The organism is Duganella sp. Dugasp56, assembly GCF_047304105.1.
GTDB classification, from domain to species: Bacteria; Pseudomonadota; Gammaproteobacteria; order Burkholderiales; family Burkholderiaceae_D; genus Rugamonas; species Rugamonas hordei.
The window spans coordinates 24950-38039 of record NZ_JBGLYQ010000049.1; the positions used below are offsets into that span (position 1 = coordinate 24950).

The 13090-nt window shown below is 65.3% G+C and carries 13 protein-coding genes; 5 read left to right on the plus strand and 8 right to left on the minus strand.

Annotation, left to right across the window (positions count from 1 at the left end; translation table 11 throughout):
* The first annotated feature begins 99 nt into the window (after window positions 1-99).
* The 3 genes from ACCD07_RS26770 to ACCD07_RS26780 all read left to right on the plus strand — a co-directional run bounded on the left by ACCD07_RS26770 (window position 100) and on the right by ACCD07_RS26780 (window position 3574).
* Entirely contained in the window at window positions 100-2442 is a 2343-nt protein-coding gene (locus ACCD07_RS26770) for a glycoside hydrolase family 31 protein (protein WP_413449099.1), read from the plus strand.
* A 96-nt stretch (window positions 2443-2538) separates the two neighbouring features.
* On the plus strand, window positions 2539-3006 hold the full coding sequence (locus ACCD07_RS26775) for a DUF1348 family protein (RefSeq protein WP_176653784.1): 468 nt from the start codon (window positions 2539-2541) through the stop codon (window positions 3004-3006).
* A gap of 10 nt (window positions 3007-3016) precedes the next feature.
* Window positions 3017-3574: a TetR/AcrR family transcriptional regulator gene (locus ACCD07_RS26780; protein ID WP_176653785.1), complete on the plus strand. Its 558-nt coding sequence runs from the start codon at window positions 3017-3019 to the stop codon at window positions 3572-3574.
* 6 nt (window positions 3575-3580) lie between these two features.
* On the opposite strand, the gene ACCD07_RS26785 is transcribed toward ACCD07_RS26780, so the two are convergent.
* Window positions 3581-4768, minus strand: coding sequence for a DUF1501 domain-containing protein (locus tag ACCD07_RS26785; RefSeq protein ID WP_353402229.1), 1188 nt, complete (start codon window positions 4766-4768; stop codon window positions 3581-3583).
* An 11-nt stretch (window positions 4769-4779) separates the two neighbouring features.
* Window positions 4780-6324: a DUF1800 domain-containing protein gene (locus ACCD07_RS26790; RefSeq protein WP_176653787.1), complete on the minus strand. Its 1545-nt coding sequence runs from the start codon at window positions 6322-6324 to the stop codon at window positions 4780-4782.
* A 153-nt stretch (window positions 6325-6477) separates the two neighbouring features.
* On the opposite strand from ACCD07_RS26790, the gene ACCD07_RS26795 reads away from it, so the two are divergent.
* Window positions 6478-7770, plus strand: a complete 1293-nt coding sequence (locus tag ACCD07_RS26795) for a hypothetical protein (protein WP_413449100.1) — start codon at window positions 6478-6480, stop codon at window positions 7768-7770.
* A gap of 62 nt (window positions 7771-7832) precedes the next feature.
* Window positions 7833-8432, plus strand: coding sequence for a YdeI/OmpD-associated family protein (locus ACCD07_RS26800; protein WP_176653789.1), 600 nt, complete (start codon window positions 7833-7835; stop codon window positions 8430-8432).
* 107 nt (window positions 8433-8539) lie between these two features.
* Here ACCD07_RS26800 and ACCD07_RS26805 read toward each other — a convergent pair whose 3' ends face one another.
* From ACCD07_RS26805 to ACCD07_RS26830, 6 genes are all read right to left on the minus strand, one after another.
* On the minus strand, window positions 8540-8827 hold the full coding sequence (locus tag ACCD07_RS26805; RefSeq protein ID WP_008447145.1) for a hypothetical protein: 288 nt from the start codon (window positions 8825-8827) through the stop codon (window positions 8540-8542).
* Between the two features lie 177 nt (window positions 8828-9004).
* On the minus strand, window positions 9005-9700 hold the full coding sequence (locus ACCD07_RS26810) for an ABC transporter ATP-binding protein (RefSeq protein WP_413449101.1): 696 nt from the start codon (window positions 9698-9700) through the stop codon (window positions 9005-9007).
* A gap of 29 nt (window positions 9701-9729) precedes the next feature.
* Window positions 9730-10509: a phosphonate ABC transporter, permease protein PhnE gene (gene phnE, locus ACCD07_RS26815; RefSeq protein WP_413449102.1), complete on the minus strand. Its 780-nt coding sequence runs from the start codon at window positions 10507-10509 to the stop codon at window positions 9730-9732.
* 8 nt (window positions 10510-10517) lie between these two features.
* Window positions 10518-11357 carry a PhnE/PtxC family ABC transporter permease gene (locus ACCD07_RS26820; RefSeq protein WP_413449103.1) on the minus strand — a complete coding sequence of 280 codons (840 nt, stop codon included), beginning with the start codon at window positions 11355-11357 and terminating at the stop codon, window positions 10518-10520.
* A complete protein-coding gene (locus ACCD07_RS26825) occupies window positions 11357-12178 on the minus strand; it encodes a phosphonate ABC transporter ATP-binding protein (protein WP_413449104.1) in 822 nt (273 codons plus the stop codon). Before ACCD07_RS26825 ends, ACCD07_RS26820 begins: the two co-directional genes overlap by 1 nt.
* Window positions 12179-12185: 7 nt before the next feature.
* Window positions 12186-13061 (minus strand): putative selenate ABC transporter substrate-binding protein, encoded by an 876-nt coding sequence (locus ACCD07_RS26830; protein WP_176653794.1) that lies wholly within the window; start codon window positions 13059-13061, stop codon window positions 12186-12188.
* Window positions 13062-13090: the final 29 nt, after the last annotated feature.

Consider the following 13090-nt stretch of genomic DNA (forward strand, 5'->3'; position numbering starts at 1 on the left):
CGATACCCAAAGCGGTATCTGAACGCACCAAAAAGTTATTGGCCGCATCAGGGAGAAGTGCCTAGTATCGGCTGTTGTCCATACTCGCCGCCGCTTGCCATGAACCGAATCATCTCCCGCCATCTGCTGGCCTCCATGCTGCTTTCCACCTCGGCGGCCGCGCCGGCCTTCGGCGCGGAACCGTCCGCCGCCGGCATGGCGCAGCAGGGGAACGCCGTGCTGTCGGTCGAACGCTTCGCCCAAGGGCTGCGCATCAAGACGGCCAGCGGCATGCTGTCGCTCGAACCCTGGTCCGACCGCATCATCCATGTGCGCTATGCGCGGGACGCCGGCTGGCAGGGCGGCTACAACCCGGCGGTGATCGCGCCGCCGCGTACCGTTGCGTGGACGGTCAACGACAGCGGCGCCAAGGTGGAGCTGTCGATGCCGGCGCTGCGGGTCGTGGTGGACAAGGCCAGCGGCGCGGTGGCGTTTCTCGATGCGGCCGGCAAGCCGGTCGTCGCCGAGAGCGGGGCACCGCAGCTGCCGCCACCCGGAGGCGGGGCGCTGAGCCAGTCGTTCGGCATGGGCGAAGAAGCCATCTACGGGCTGGGCCAGCATCAGAACGGATTGCTCGATTATCGCGGCAGCACGGTGCGGCTGCAGCAGGCCAATCGCGATGTGGGCGTGCCGATGCTGGTGTCGTCGGCCGGCTACGGCATCCTGTGGAACAACGCCGCGGTCACCGATGTCGACGCCGGCCTGCCGCAAAGCGGGCAACTGGTGCTGCGTTCTGAGGCGGGGCAGGGGATCGACTACCATTTCATCCTCGGCCCGGAGCTTGACCAGGTCATCGCCGGCTACCGCGACCTGACCGGCGCCGCACCCATGATGGCGCGCTGGACCTGGGGACTGTGGCAGTCGAAGGAACGCTATCAAACCCAGGAGGAATTGCTGGCCGTCGGCCGCCGCTACCGCGCCATGGGCGTGCCGTTCGACGCGGTGGTGCAGGATTGGCAGTATTGGCCGCAAGGCGGCTGGGGCAGTCACGAATTCGATCCGGCCCGCTTCCCCGATCCGGCCGGCATGGTGCGGGCCCTGCATGCCGACCATATTCATTCCATCATCTCGGTCTGGGCCAGGTTCGACCTCGGGCTGGCCAATCTGGCCGCGCTCGATCAGGCCGGCGCGGTCTACCCGGCCACCTACCGCAACGTCTACCCCGAGGGCAAGGGACGCTGGTACGACGCGTTTTCCGAGTCCGGCCGCGCCCTGTACTGGCAGCAGATCATGCAGCGCCTGGGCCGCCTCGGCTTCGACGGCTGGTGGCTCGACGGCAGCGAGGCGGAACTGGGCGGCGACTGGGGCCAGATGCGGTCCGTGGCCACCGCGCAGGGGCCGGGCGCCGAGGTCTATAACGCCTATCCGTTGTGGCACACCGCCGCGGTGTACCAGGGCGCGCGGCGCGATGTGCCGGAGAAGCGTTCCTTCATCCTGACCCGTTCGGCCTACGCCGGCCAGCAGCGCAACGCGGCCATCACCTGGTCCGGCGACACCAACGGCAACTGGGACACCTTCCGGCGCCAGATTCCGGCCGGCCTGAATTTCAGCCTGAGCGGCATTCCCTACTGGTCGGCCGACATCGGTGGCTTCTTTGGCGGCAAGCCAAGCGATCCGGCCTATGCGGAGCTGTTCACGCGCTGGTACCAGTTCGGCGCGTTCAATCCCATGTTCCGCGTCCACGGCACCGGGGACGGCAAGGAACTGTGGCAGTTCCCGCCCGCGACCCAGAAGATCCTGCTGTCTTACGACCGGCTGCGCTATCGCCTGCTGCCGTACATTTACTCGATGTCGTGGGACGTGACGCACCGTGGCGGCAGCATGATGCGCCCGCTGGCGATGGACTTCCGCGCCGACCGCGAAGCGCTGGCGATTACCGACCAGTACATGTTCGGCCCGGCCTTGCTGGTCAATCCGGTGGTGCAGCCGTCGGCGGCGGTGCGCACGGTATACCTGCCGGCCGGCGGGCAGTGGATCGATTTCTGGACCGGCGCGCGCCATGCGGGCGGCCAGGTCATCGCCGCCAAGGCCGATATCGCGACCTTGCCGCTGTTTGCGCGCGCCGGCAGCATCGTGCCGCTTGGCCCGGTCAAGCAGTATGCGGATGAGCCGAGCAGCGCGCCGCTCGAGCTGCGCGTCTATCCCGGCCGCGACGCCAGCTTCGAGCTGTACGACGATGAAGGCGACGGCTACGGCTACGAGCAGGGGCGCTACGCCACCACGCGTCTGGAATGGAACGACAAGACGCGCCAGCTGACGCTGTCCGCGCGCCAGGGGCAGTATCCGGGCATGCCGGCGCGGCAGGCGTTCAGCATCGTCTGCGGTGCCGCGCCGCAAGGCAAGGCGGTCGCGGTCAGCTACAGCGGACAGGCGGTCTCGGTCGGCCTGCCCGCATGCCGCTAATAATCGAGTAAAAATTTCGCTTGCATCCCGGCGGTCGGCGGATTATATTGATTGTACCGATCGGTACAATCTCACTTATCCTCAAAAGGAACTCTCATGACCCGCCCCCCGCTGCCCCCGTTCACCCGCGAAACCGCGATCCAAAAAGTCCGCATGGCCGAAGATGGCTGGAATACCCGCAATCCAGAGAAGGTTTCACTGGCCTACACCGAGGACTGCCGCTGGCGCAACCGCGCCGAATTCGTCACCGGCCGCGCCGAGATCGTCGGCCTGCTGACGCGCAAATGGACGCGCGAACAGGAGTACCGCCTGATCAAGGAATTGTGGGCATTCGAGGGCAACCGCATTGCGGTCCGCTTCGCCTACGAATACCATGACGACTCCGGCCAATGGTATCGCGCCTACGGCAACGAGAACTGGGAATTCAACGACGACGGCTTGATGCGCCTGCGCCTGGCCAGCATCAATGAAGCGCCGATCGCGGCGGCCGAGCGCAAGTTCTTCTGGGATCAGAACGCGCCGCGCCCGGCCGATCATCCGGGATTGAGCGATTTCGGTTTTTAAGAAAGTAAAAATGGCAAGAGTAATGGTTGAACGCGGCGACGTGATTCCGCTGCTGGCGGAAGTGTTCCGCACCTACGGCTACGAGGGCGCCAGCCTGGCCCGCATCTCGGAAGGGACGAAGCTGGGCAAGGGCAGCATCTATAACTTCTTCCCCGGTGGGAAGGACGAGATGGCCGACGCCGTGCTGGCCGAGATCGACGGCTGGTTCCGCGACCAGGTGTTCCAGCCGCTGCGCGCGGAGGACCCGGCGCAGGGCGTGGAGCGGATGTTCGTCGCGGTCGGCCGTTACTTCCTGTCGGGGCGCAAGGTGTGCCTGGTCGGCGTGTTCGCGCTGGGCTATGAGCGCGACCGTTTCGCCGCCAAGGTGCAGGGCTATTTCGCCGAATGGGTCGATGCGCTGGCCGATGCGCTGCTGCGCGCCGGCCGCGAGCCCGCCGCGGCGCGGGCGCTGTCGGAGGACATCGTCGGCGGCATCCAGGGCGCGCTGGTGCTGGCGCGCGCGGCCGGCGAACCGGAACTGTTCATGCGCACGCTGGAGCGCATGCGGCAAAGGTTGTCGCAGCCATAGTCCGTTTTATACCAGCCCGATGTCGCGTCCCCTGGTGCCGAAAATCTGCTCGACCTGGCCGGCATTGAGGCCGTACATGCGCGCCAGCAGGCCGCCGAACATGGCGCGGTATTCGTTGAGCACCGGGTAGTCGCGGTTCTGGAACAGCGTCGATTGCTCCAGCCGTATCTGCTCGCCGCGCACCTTGCCGCCCTGGACGCCGCCGCCCAGCACCCAGTACACGGTGCCGTGGCCATGGTCGGTGCCGCGGTTGCCGTTCTCGCGGAAGGTGCGGCCGAATTCGCTGACGACGATGACCACCGTATCCTTCCAGTCCGGCCCCATCTCCTGCGCGTAGCCGGCCAGGCCGCGCCCCAGTTCATCGAGGCGGCCGGCCAGGTAGCCGGTGGCGCCGCCCTGGCCGACGTGCGTGTCCCAGCCGCCGACGTCGACGAAGCCGATGTTGTATTTGTCCTTCATCAGTTTGGCGATGCGGCGCGCTTCCAGCTCGAAGCCCTTGGCGGTGATGGCGTTGCGGTTGGCCGCGTCCATCTCGCCTATCATTTCCTTCATCACGTCCTCGCGCACCACGAAGCCATCGCGCACCTGCTGCGCCAGCGGCGTGCCGTCGTACATGGCGGCGATCAGCCTGGCCTGGCGGGCGTCGACCGAGGGCTTGGCGATGGAGCGCAGCGCCATGTTCGGCAGCTGCGCGCTGCCTTGCATGATCAGCGGCAGCTGGTCAGTGAAGGAGATGGCGCTGGCCTTGTCCGCGTTCAGGGTCGCGGCCAGCCGGTTCAGGAAGCCGGAGCGGTAGTCGCGCGTGCGGTCCAGCGGCTGGCCCAGTTCGATGCTGTCCTGCGTTTCGAAGTGGCTGCGCGAGATATCCTCGGTGCCGGCGAACGGCACGAAGGCGGCCTGGCCTGCCGTGAACAGCGGATAGATGCTGTCGCGCAGGGCCGGATGCAGGCCCCAGTCGCCGTCTATCGGCAGCGCGGAATTGAGCTCGGCGCTGGGCCTGGGCACGGCGATGTTGGGCCGCACCTGGTAGTAGTACTGGCTGGAGATCGGCACCAGCAGGTTGGTGGCGTCGTAGCCGCCGCGCATGAAGACGAACAGCAATCGCGTCTTGCTGGCCGGCGCGGCCCACAGGTTGCCGGCCAGTGCGGCGGCGGGCAGGGCGGCCAGCGATTGAAGCAGGGTGCGGCGTTTCATGGCGCTTCTCCTTAGCGGTGCATCAGTTCGGGCGACGACAGCAGGAAGGTATTCCACTCCTGCGGCGAGGTGGCCTGGTCCAGCACCTTCAGCGTGGCGGGGGCGATGGTCTTTTGCAGCGACTGGTAGTACAGCGCGTTGGCCAGTTGCGGGAAGGCGGGGCGCTCCTGCGCCTGCGGGCCTTCGGTCTTGAACAGGCCGGCGTTGCCGGAGCCGATGGCCTTGGCGATCTCGAAGCGGGTCGTCATCTGGCCCGGGCTGGCCCATCCCGACTGCGTCAGTGGATAGCCGTCCGGCGTCTGGCGGCCGTACAGGGGTTCGGCCATGCGCGTGAGCCAGTACAGCATCGGCCCGGTGTTGAGGATGGTCTTGTCGTCGTAGGTCAGGCGCACGGCGGAGACCACGTAGTGCACCGGGTCCTTGAATTTACCGCCCAGCGACTGCGTGAACTCGGCCGACGTGAACAGGGTGCGCAGCACGGCGGCGATGTCGCCGTCGCTGGACAGGAACGTGGACGACATGCGCTCCACCAGCGCCGGCGGCGGCTCGTCCGCGACGAAGTAGAGCGCCAGCTTGCGGCTGACGAAATGCGCCGTGGCGGGATGGCGGCTCAGGCGGTCCAGCGCCTCGTCCACTTCCGCCAGGCCGCGGCCCTTGACGGTCTGTCCCAGGAACTCCTTGTTGCCGTAGTCGTGGCGGTTCGGGTTGAATTCAAACAGGCCTTGCCGCACATACTGCGCCTGCAATTCCTTCTTGACGTTGGGCGCCGCCGTGCCGAGGTTGACGCCGACGCCGGTGAGGATGCGCGCCAGCTCCTGCACGTCGCGCTGGCTGTAGCCGCCGTCCACGCCCAGCGTGTGCAGCTCCATCAGTTCGCGCGCATAGTTTTCGTTGATGCGGTTGGCGGCGTTCTGTTCATTGTCCAGGTAGCGGATCATGGCCGGATGACGCAGCGTGGCCGCCAGCAGGTCGCGGAACTTGCCCAGCGCGTGCGGGCGCAAGGCCGTGTCCTCGTAGTCGCCGACCAGCGCGCGCAGGTTGCTCTTGCCCTGATGGACGTTGAAGTGGTTCAGCCAGAACCACGTCATCTGCTCCTGCAACTGGTTGGGCGAGTACAGGTCGCGCAGCAGCGAGCGGGTGGCCGCCTCCTTGGCCACGCGGTTCATCTCCTGCTGGTAGGCCTGCTGCGCGGCTTTCTTCTCGTCGTCGACTGCGATCTTGTCTGCGTCCTTGCGCTGCTGCTCGAGGTCCTGGTTCAGCTGCACCAGCGGCTTTCTGGCGATGGTCATGGCGTCGATCTGCGCCTGCACGGCGGCCGGCAGCACGGCGGGCGCGGGATGCAGCTGCTGCTCCAGCCACGCTTCGTAGCCGATTTTTTCCGCTTGCCGGTAGGTGCCCAGGCTGACGCCCCAGCTGACGCGGTTCAGGGCGCCGCTCAGTTGCTCCGGCGTGAGGGCGACGGAGGGAGTGGACGGCACGCCCGCGCACCCCGCCGCCAGCAGCGTACACAGGGCCGCCAGCGAGCAGACAAGCGGCCGCGTAAAAGTGGGTGGCATCGTCATCGCAATCGGCCTCATCAGGTATGTAGAAACAGAGTATGCCGAGTTTCGACAGATGCTGTCTGCAATTTGTGTATTTTGCAACAAAATGTTACAAGCAATCTTGCCAAAATTGGAATGGGTTACTGTGGTTATTTCCAGGAGACCATCATGCTTACACGTGTAGCACTATCTTTGCTGGCCGCGCTGGCGCTCAGCGCCGGCGCCCAGGCTGCCGTCACGATGAAGGTCATCTCGGCGGCGGAAACCAGGCGGGTCATGGACGTGACATTGGCTGACGACTATATTTCGGTCAGGATCGACAAGGTAACCACCATATTCGACTTCAAGAACCGGCGCCGCATCGCGATCGACGAGGCGGCAAAATTCTATGTCGACTACTCGCTGTACGACACCGTAGGTTTCCGCAAAATAGAACTCAAGAACCGGGAGGGCTTGAACCAGATGCTGGCCAAGGCCAATGCCGCCGTGGCGCCCGGTCTTGCGGTGGACCGCGAGCAGGAGCTGTCGATCGCCGACGATGCCGCCACCGTCATCGACGAAAGCAGCGCCGGCGCCGCGCGTGAATTTTCCAGCGGCGGCCGCATCATTGCCAAGATCAGCACGAAAGGCGCCAAGGTTGGCGCGGCTGACGCCGCGCGCTTCGCCCAGTTCCTGCGCTATACGCAGATGGGCCATCCCCAGATACTGGCCAAGATCGCGCAGGGAGACCTGATTCCTGACCGGCTGTCGTTCTCGGTCATCGGATTGAAGGAAGCGCGCACCGTCAACATCGTGGTCGACGCGGTGACCGCCATCGCGCCGCCGGCGTATGACCTGCATGGCTACACGCGGCGCCAGGTCGAGGCGCCAGCCCCATGGATCGACGTGCTGCTGGACCGCATGGCGGCGCTGACGCCGCAGCAGTTGCAGGCGCTGCGCGCCGCCCATGCGTGCGAGACGGCTGCCGACTACCGGGAGGATCAGTTGCTCGACACGGTGCTGGGCCGCATGGAGTGTCCACTGGCCACGGGCGAGGCGATGCTGCCGTTCACACCCGAACAGCAAGAGCAGCTACGCGCCGCAGGCGAGTTGCGCCTGATGTTCGCCAGCACCCAGCCGGGCGCGCAGAAGGAAACCTTGGCATCGGTGGATGTGCTGACCGGCCTGCGCAAGCAGGCGCCGCGCAAGGCATACATGCTCAAGCTGTTCGAAGCGAACAACCGCCTGCGGCTGGGCCAGCGCAAGGAAAGCCTGCAACTGTTTGGCGAAGTGCTGGAGGCGAACCCTGTGCTGGCCGGCGCCTACAAAGACCTCGGAGATTTGCTGCTGACCCAGTTCGACCCGGCGCGCGCCTGGCGTTGCTGGGATATCGGCCGACGCCTGGCGCCGGAAATGCCCAATTTCGCGCCGGTGAACCAGTTCGAGGCGGATCTGCTCAAGCGCCATCCCGAATATTTCTGATTGTTTCTGATTGCGGCCGGCTTTGGTATATTGATGCACACAACAACCAGCCGAGCATCGTCATGCCCACACTCGATCCCCGCGTAGACGCCTACATCGCCAAGTCCGCCGACTTCGCCCAGCCCATCCTCGAGCATCTGCGCGCGGTGGTGCATGCGGCCTGCCCGGACGTCGAGGAAACGATGAAGTGGAGCTTCCCGCACTTTATGTACAAGGGCATGATGTGCAGCATGGCTTCCTTCAAGGCGCACTGCGCGCTGAACTTCTGGAAGGCGGAGCTGCTGATGGCCGAGGAAGCCAACCGCGAGGCGATGGGTCAGTTCGGCCGCATCGCGTCGGTCAAGGACCTGCCGCCGAAGAAGGCGCTGACCGGCTACATCAAGAAAGCCATGAAGCTCAACGACGACGGCATCGCCGCGCCGGCGCGCGCCAAGCCCGCCGAGCCGCGCGAGCTGGCGATACCGGACGACCTGGCCGCCGCGCTGAGGGAAGTGCCGGCAGCGCACAAGCATTTCGAGGCCTTCAGCCCGAGCAAGAAGCGCGACTACGCCGAATGGATCGCCGAGGCCAAGACCGAGGCGACGCGCACGCGCAGGCGCGAGCAGGCCGTTGAATGGATCGCGGAAGGCAAGGCAAGGAATTGGAAATACGAGAAGTGCTAGGGAGGGGCAATGCGGCGTTCAGCGGGGTTTGGGCTGTACGCAGTGCGCATTAAGGGGCGCCGGATACCGCATGCCGGCGCCTGGCATGGCAAGATCAGCTAAGCTGCTCAATGCATGGACGCGGTCGACAGATCCTTAAGTTCCCGTATGCTGATGTCGGACTTTTCATGCATACGCAGCAAAATTGTTGCCCCGACGGCCAGCTTGCGGTGTCGGATCTTGCTGATGATGGGAGGCTGTACTTCCAGAACTCGGCACAATTCCGCGTCGTTCTTCAAGTTCATTTTTTCAATCAAAGTATCCAGAAGCTTGTTCGGAACAAAACTGGATGGTTCCAGTGCCCGAGCGCGATTCATGGCTTCGATCAGTTCCAGCTTCTTCTGCCGTACGTTCATGATGCTCCTCCTTTGCTCAAAACGTAGAAAAATGAAACGTTTCCTGGCAAGGCTAGCGGCCACATTGTTGGTCTGAATGTGGTACGCAACTCAACATTCTTGATAACCATGCAAGTTGATTTTAATAATACTACGCTGGGCAAATAATGGGCGCCTTTAACAAAAAAATTATCTTGTTTATTGCTTAAACGGGTTGACGATTGTTGTTTCCTGTATGCCCGATTTGGACAGATGTAGGATTTTGTCTGTCATCTCGGCCGCAATTTGCGAATGTGTCACCATAATCGCGCAGGCGCCGGTGGCTTTGATTTCCCTGCGCAACAACGTCAGGATGCCGTGGGCGGTATCGGGGTCGAGGTTGCCGGTCGGTTCGTCGGCCAGCACCAGGGCGGGTCGGTGCACCAGCGCGCGGGCGATGGCCACCCGCTGCATTTCGCCGCCGGACAGCTGGTGGGGGAAGTCGCCGCCGCGGCCGCCGAGGCCGACCGCGTCCAGCATCTCGCCGGCGCGGCCGGTCGGCAGGCCGTTCAGCAGCAGCGGCAGGGCGACGTTCTGCAACAGGGTCAGGTGCGGCAGCACGTGGAAGGCCTGGAAGATGAAACCCATGCGCGCGCGGCGCAACCGGGTGGCGGCATCGTCGTCCAGGCCGGACATGGCCACGCCGTCGATGAGGATGGGCGATTCGCCCGGCGCCGCGTCCGGGCTCACATCGGGGGTATCCAGGCCGGCGATCAAATTAAGCAGCGTGGACTTGCCGACGCCGGAATCGCCCATGATGGAGACGAATTCGCCGGCCTTGAAGTTCCACGACAGCTTGGACAACACCGGACGGCCGCCGGCATAGGATTTGGACAGGTTGCGCAGCTCGAGCATAGGGGCGGGGAGGGGAAAGGATTAGCGGATTAGCGCGTCAAGGCGCGGCGCAGCGCGAAGCTGATGCCGTCGACCAGCGCGACCAGCAGCAGCATGGCGGCGATGACGGTGGCGGCCTTCTGCATCTGGAACAGCGACAGGTGGTACTTGAGCATCTGCCCCAGGCCGCCGGCGCCGACCACGCCGAGGATGGCGGCGGCGCGGATGTTGTTCTCCCAGCGGTACAGCGTGTAGGACAGCATCTGCGGCAGCGTTTGCGGCAAGGTGGCGTAGAAGAAGGCCGCGCCGGCGCTGGCGCCGTTGGTGCGCAGCGTTTGTTCCGGCAGCGGCGCGGCGTTTTCCAGCGAGTCGGCAAACAAGCGGCCCAACACGCCGGCCGTGTGCGCGCCCAGCGCCAGCGTGCCGCCGAAAGGCCCGAGGCCGGAGGCGATCAGCAGGATCGAGGCCCACACCAGTTCGGGAATCGAGCGCAGCACGTTGAGCGCGGAGCGCATCAGCGCGCGCGGCGTCTTGCCGAAACGGCCGGAGGCGGGCAGCGAGAACGCCAGGCCGGCGATCACCGCCAGCAGCGTGCCGAGCGCCGACATGGCCATGGTCTCTATCGTGGCCCAGCCGGTCTTGACCAGGAAAGGCGCCGACAGGTCGGGCGGCGCGAAGCCGGCCAGCAGCTCAAGCGTGCTGTTGACGGCTTCGGCGGTGAAGAATTCGCGCCACTTCAGCGGCAGCGTGGCGAAGCTGGCGGCGATCAGCACGGCGAGCAGCGCCATCAGCGACAGCACGGTCCAGTCGCGGGCGGGAGGTTTGGGCATCAGGTGCTTCATCCGAGGCGCCTCCGCAGTATCTTGGAAAACAGGTCGGCCAGCGCCACCAGCGCTACGAACACCAGCAGCATGGACGATACTTCGGCGCCGGCCAGCATTTTCATCGATTCATCCATGCGCTGGCCCAGGCCGCCGGCGCCGACAAAGCCCATCACCACCGAGCCGCGGATCGCGCATTCCCAGCGGTAGACGGTGTAGGACATCAACTCGGACGCCGCTTCCGGCAGGGCACCGTACAGCAGCGCGGCGAGCCGCCCGCTGCCGTTGGCCAGCAGCGTGTCGCTGGCGTGGGCGTCGGACGATTCGAGGATCTCGGCGTAGACCTTGCCCAGCATGCCGCAGTAGGTCAGGGCGATGGCCAGCACGCCGGCGGTCGGGCCGAGGCCGATGATGCGCACGAACAGCAGCGCCCATACCAGTTCGGGCACGCTGCGCAGCGCCACCAGCAGCCAGCGCACGCACTGGCGCGCCAGCCGGGCCCACGGCCGTATGCGGCCGGTGCCCAGGCGCGAGATCGACAGCTGCTCGTTGATGATCAGCGTGGCCGGGATCGCGCCCAGCAGGGCCAGCGTCAGGCCGGCGGTGGCGATGGCGACGGTCTGCCAGGTTTCGCGCAGCAGCATGGCCAGGAATTCTGCACTGTGGGCCGGCACCAGGAAGTCGGCCAGGAAGCGGCCGGTGGAGGTCAGGCTCTGCCAGTCGAACAGGATCCACGGCTTGAATTCGGTGACCACCAGCGTCGGCCACAGCACGACCAGGCAGACCAAGGTGATGGCGACGCGGCCGCGCCAGGCCGGATCGGGATGCGCGCGAAGGGGTGAGGCGGTAGCGCTCATTACAGACATGCGCCGACGCCCAGCTTGACCGCCATCGCCTCATGTTCCGGCGACGGCGCGCTGGCGGCGGGCGGTTCGCCCTGGTACAGCGCGGCGATCATCTCGGGCGTGACGCGGTCGCGCGGCAGGTCGAATTCGATGCGGCCGTCGCGCAGGGCGACGATGCGGGGGAAGTGTTTCAGCGCCAGGTCGACCTGGTGCAGGCTGCAGATCAGCGTGGCGCCGCGCGCCCGTGCTTCGTCGCGCAGCGTGGCCAAGGTCAGTTCCGACAGCACCGGGTCCAGCGCGGACAGCGGCTCGTCCACCAGCAGCGCCTTGGCCGGCGACAGCAGCAAGCGCGCCAGGCCGCAGCGCTGGCGCTCGCCGCCGGACAGGCGGTCGACGCGGGAATACAGCTTGTCGCCCAGGTTGAAGCGCGACAGCGCCTGCCAGGCCGCTTCCGGATCGGCGGGCTTGAACAGCGACACCAGCGCGCGCCACAGGCTCCACTGCGGCAGGCGCGCGGCCAGCACCGCCGTCACCACGCGCTGGCGCGGCGGCAGCGGAGGGGTTTGCGGCGCCAGGAACAACTGCGCGCGCAGCTTGTGCCGCGCGCCGCCACTGAGCTGCCACGGATCGCAGCCGAAGGCCTGGAACTCCCCTTCGGCGGGCCGGTGGGCGCAGGCCAGCGTCGCCAGCAAGGTGGTCTTGCCGGCGCCGGACGGGCCGATCAGGGCCAGTTGCTCGCCCTGTTCGACGGTCAGCGTGATCGCGTGCAGCGCGGCGGCCCTGGATGCGCCCAGGTGGCGCACCGTCAGGTTTTGCAGTTGGTAAGTCGGCATTGACGATTTATTTTTTCAGCAGGCCCGCGTTCTGTGCGGCCGCTTCGATGGCGGTGTAGTTTTCAGCCTTGGTCGGAATGAACTTCGAAGCGCGCTGCAGGTCCATGATGACCTTGTCCTGCGGGTTCTTCGGATCGAGCGCCAGGAAGGCGTCGGTCAGCTTCTTCTTCAGGTCGGCGTTCATATCGGTGCGTACCGACCAGTTGTAGTCGTAGTAGCCAGGGGTGGTGTAGAACACGCGTACCACGGCCGGATCGACCTTCTTCTCGGCCACCAGTTTTTCCCAGACCGAGATGTTGAGCGCGCCGGCATCGACCTTGCCGCCCGCAACTGCGGCCACGGTGGCGTCATGCGCGCCGGAGAAGGCGATGCGTTTCAGGTCGGTATCCGGGTTGATCTTGGCGGCCAGCAGGTACGAACGCGGCATCAGGTGGCCCGAGGTCGACGATTCCGAGCCAAAGCTCAGCGTGTGGCCTTTCAGGTCTTCCAGCTTGTTGATGTCCTTGTTGGTGGTGATGAACACCGAGCGGAATTTTTCATCTTCGGCACGCTGCACCAGCGGCGTGATCTGGTTCTTGCTGCGATCCTTGGCCTGCACGAAGGTGAAGCCGCCGAACCAGACCATGTCGACCTTCTTGTTGATCAGCGCTTCGACCGAGGCGGCGTAGTCGGTGACGGGAGTAAACTCGACCTTCATGCCGATTTTCTTTTCCAGGTACTCGCCCAGCGGCTTGAACTTGCGCTGCAATTCGGTCGGCGCCTCGTCCGGAATCGCCGATACGCGGAACACATGGTCGGCGGACTGGGCCTGGGAATGGGCCGCTGCCAGCATCAGGCCGGCGGCAAACAGGGATTTGATCGTACGCATGGCGAAAAATTTCATGGTGGTTTGACCTTTTTTTGTAAGATTTG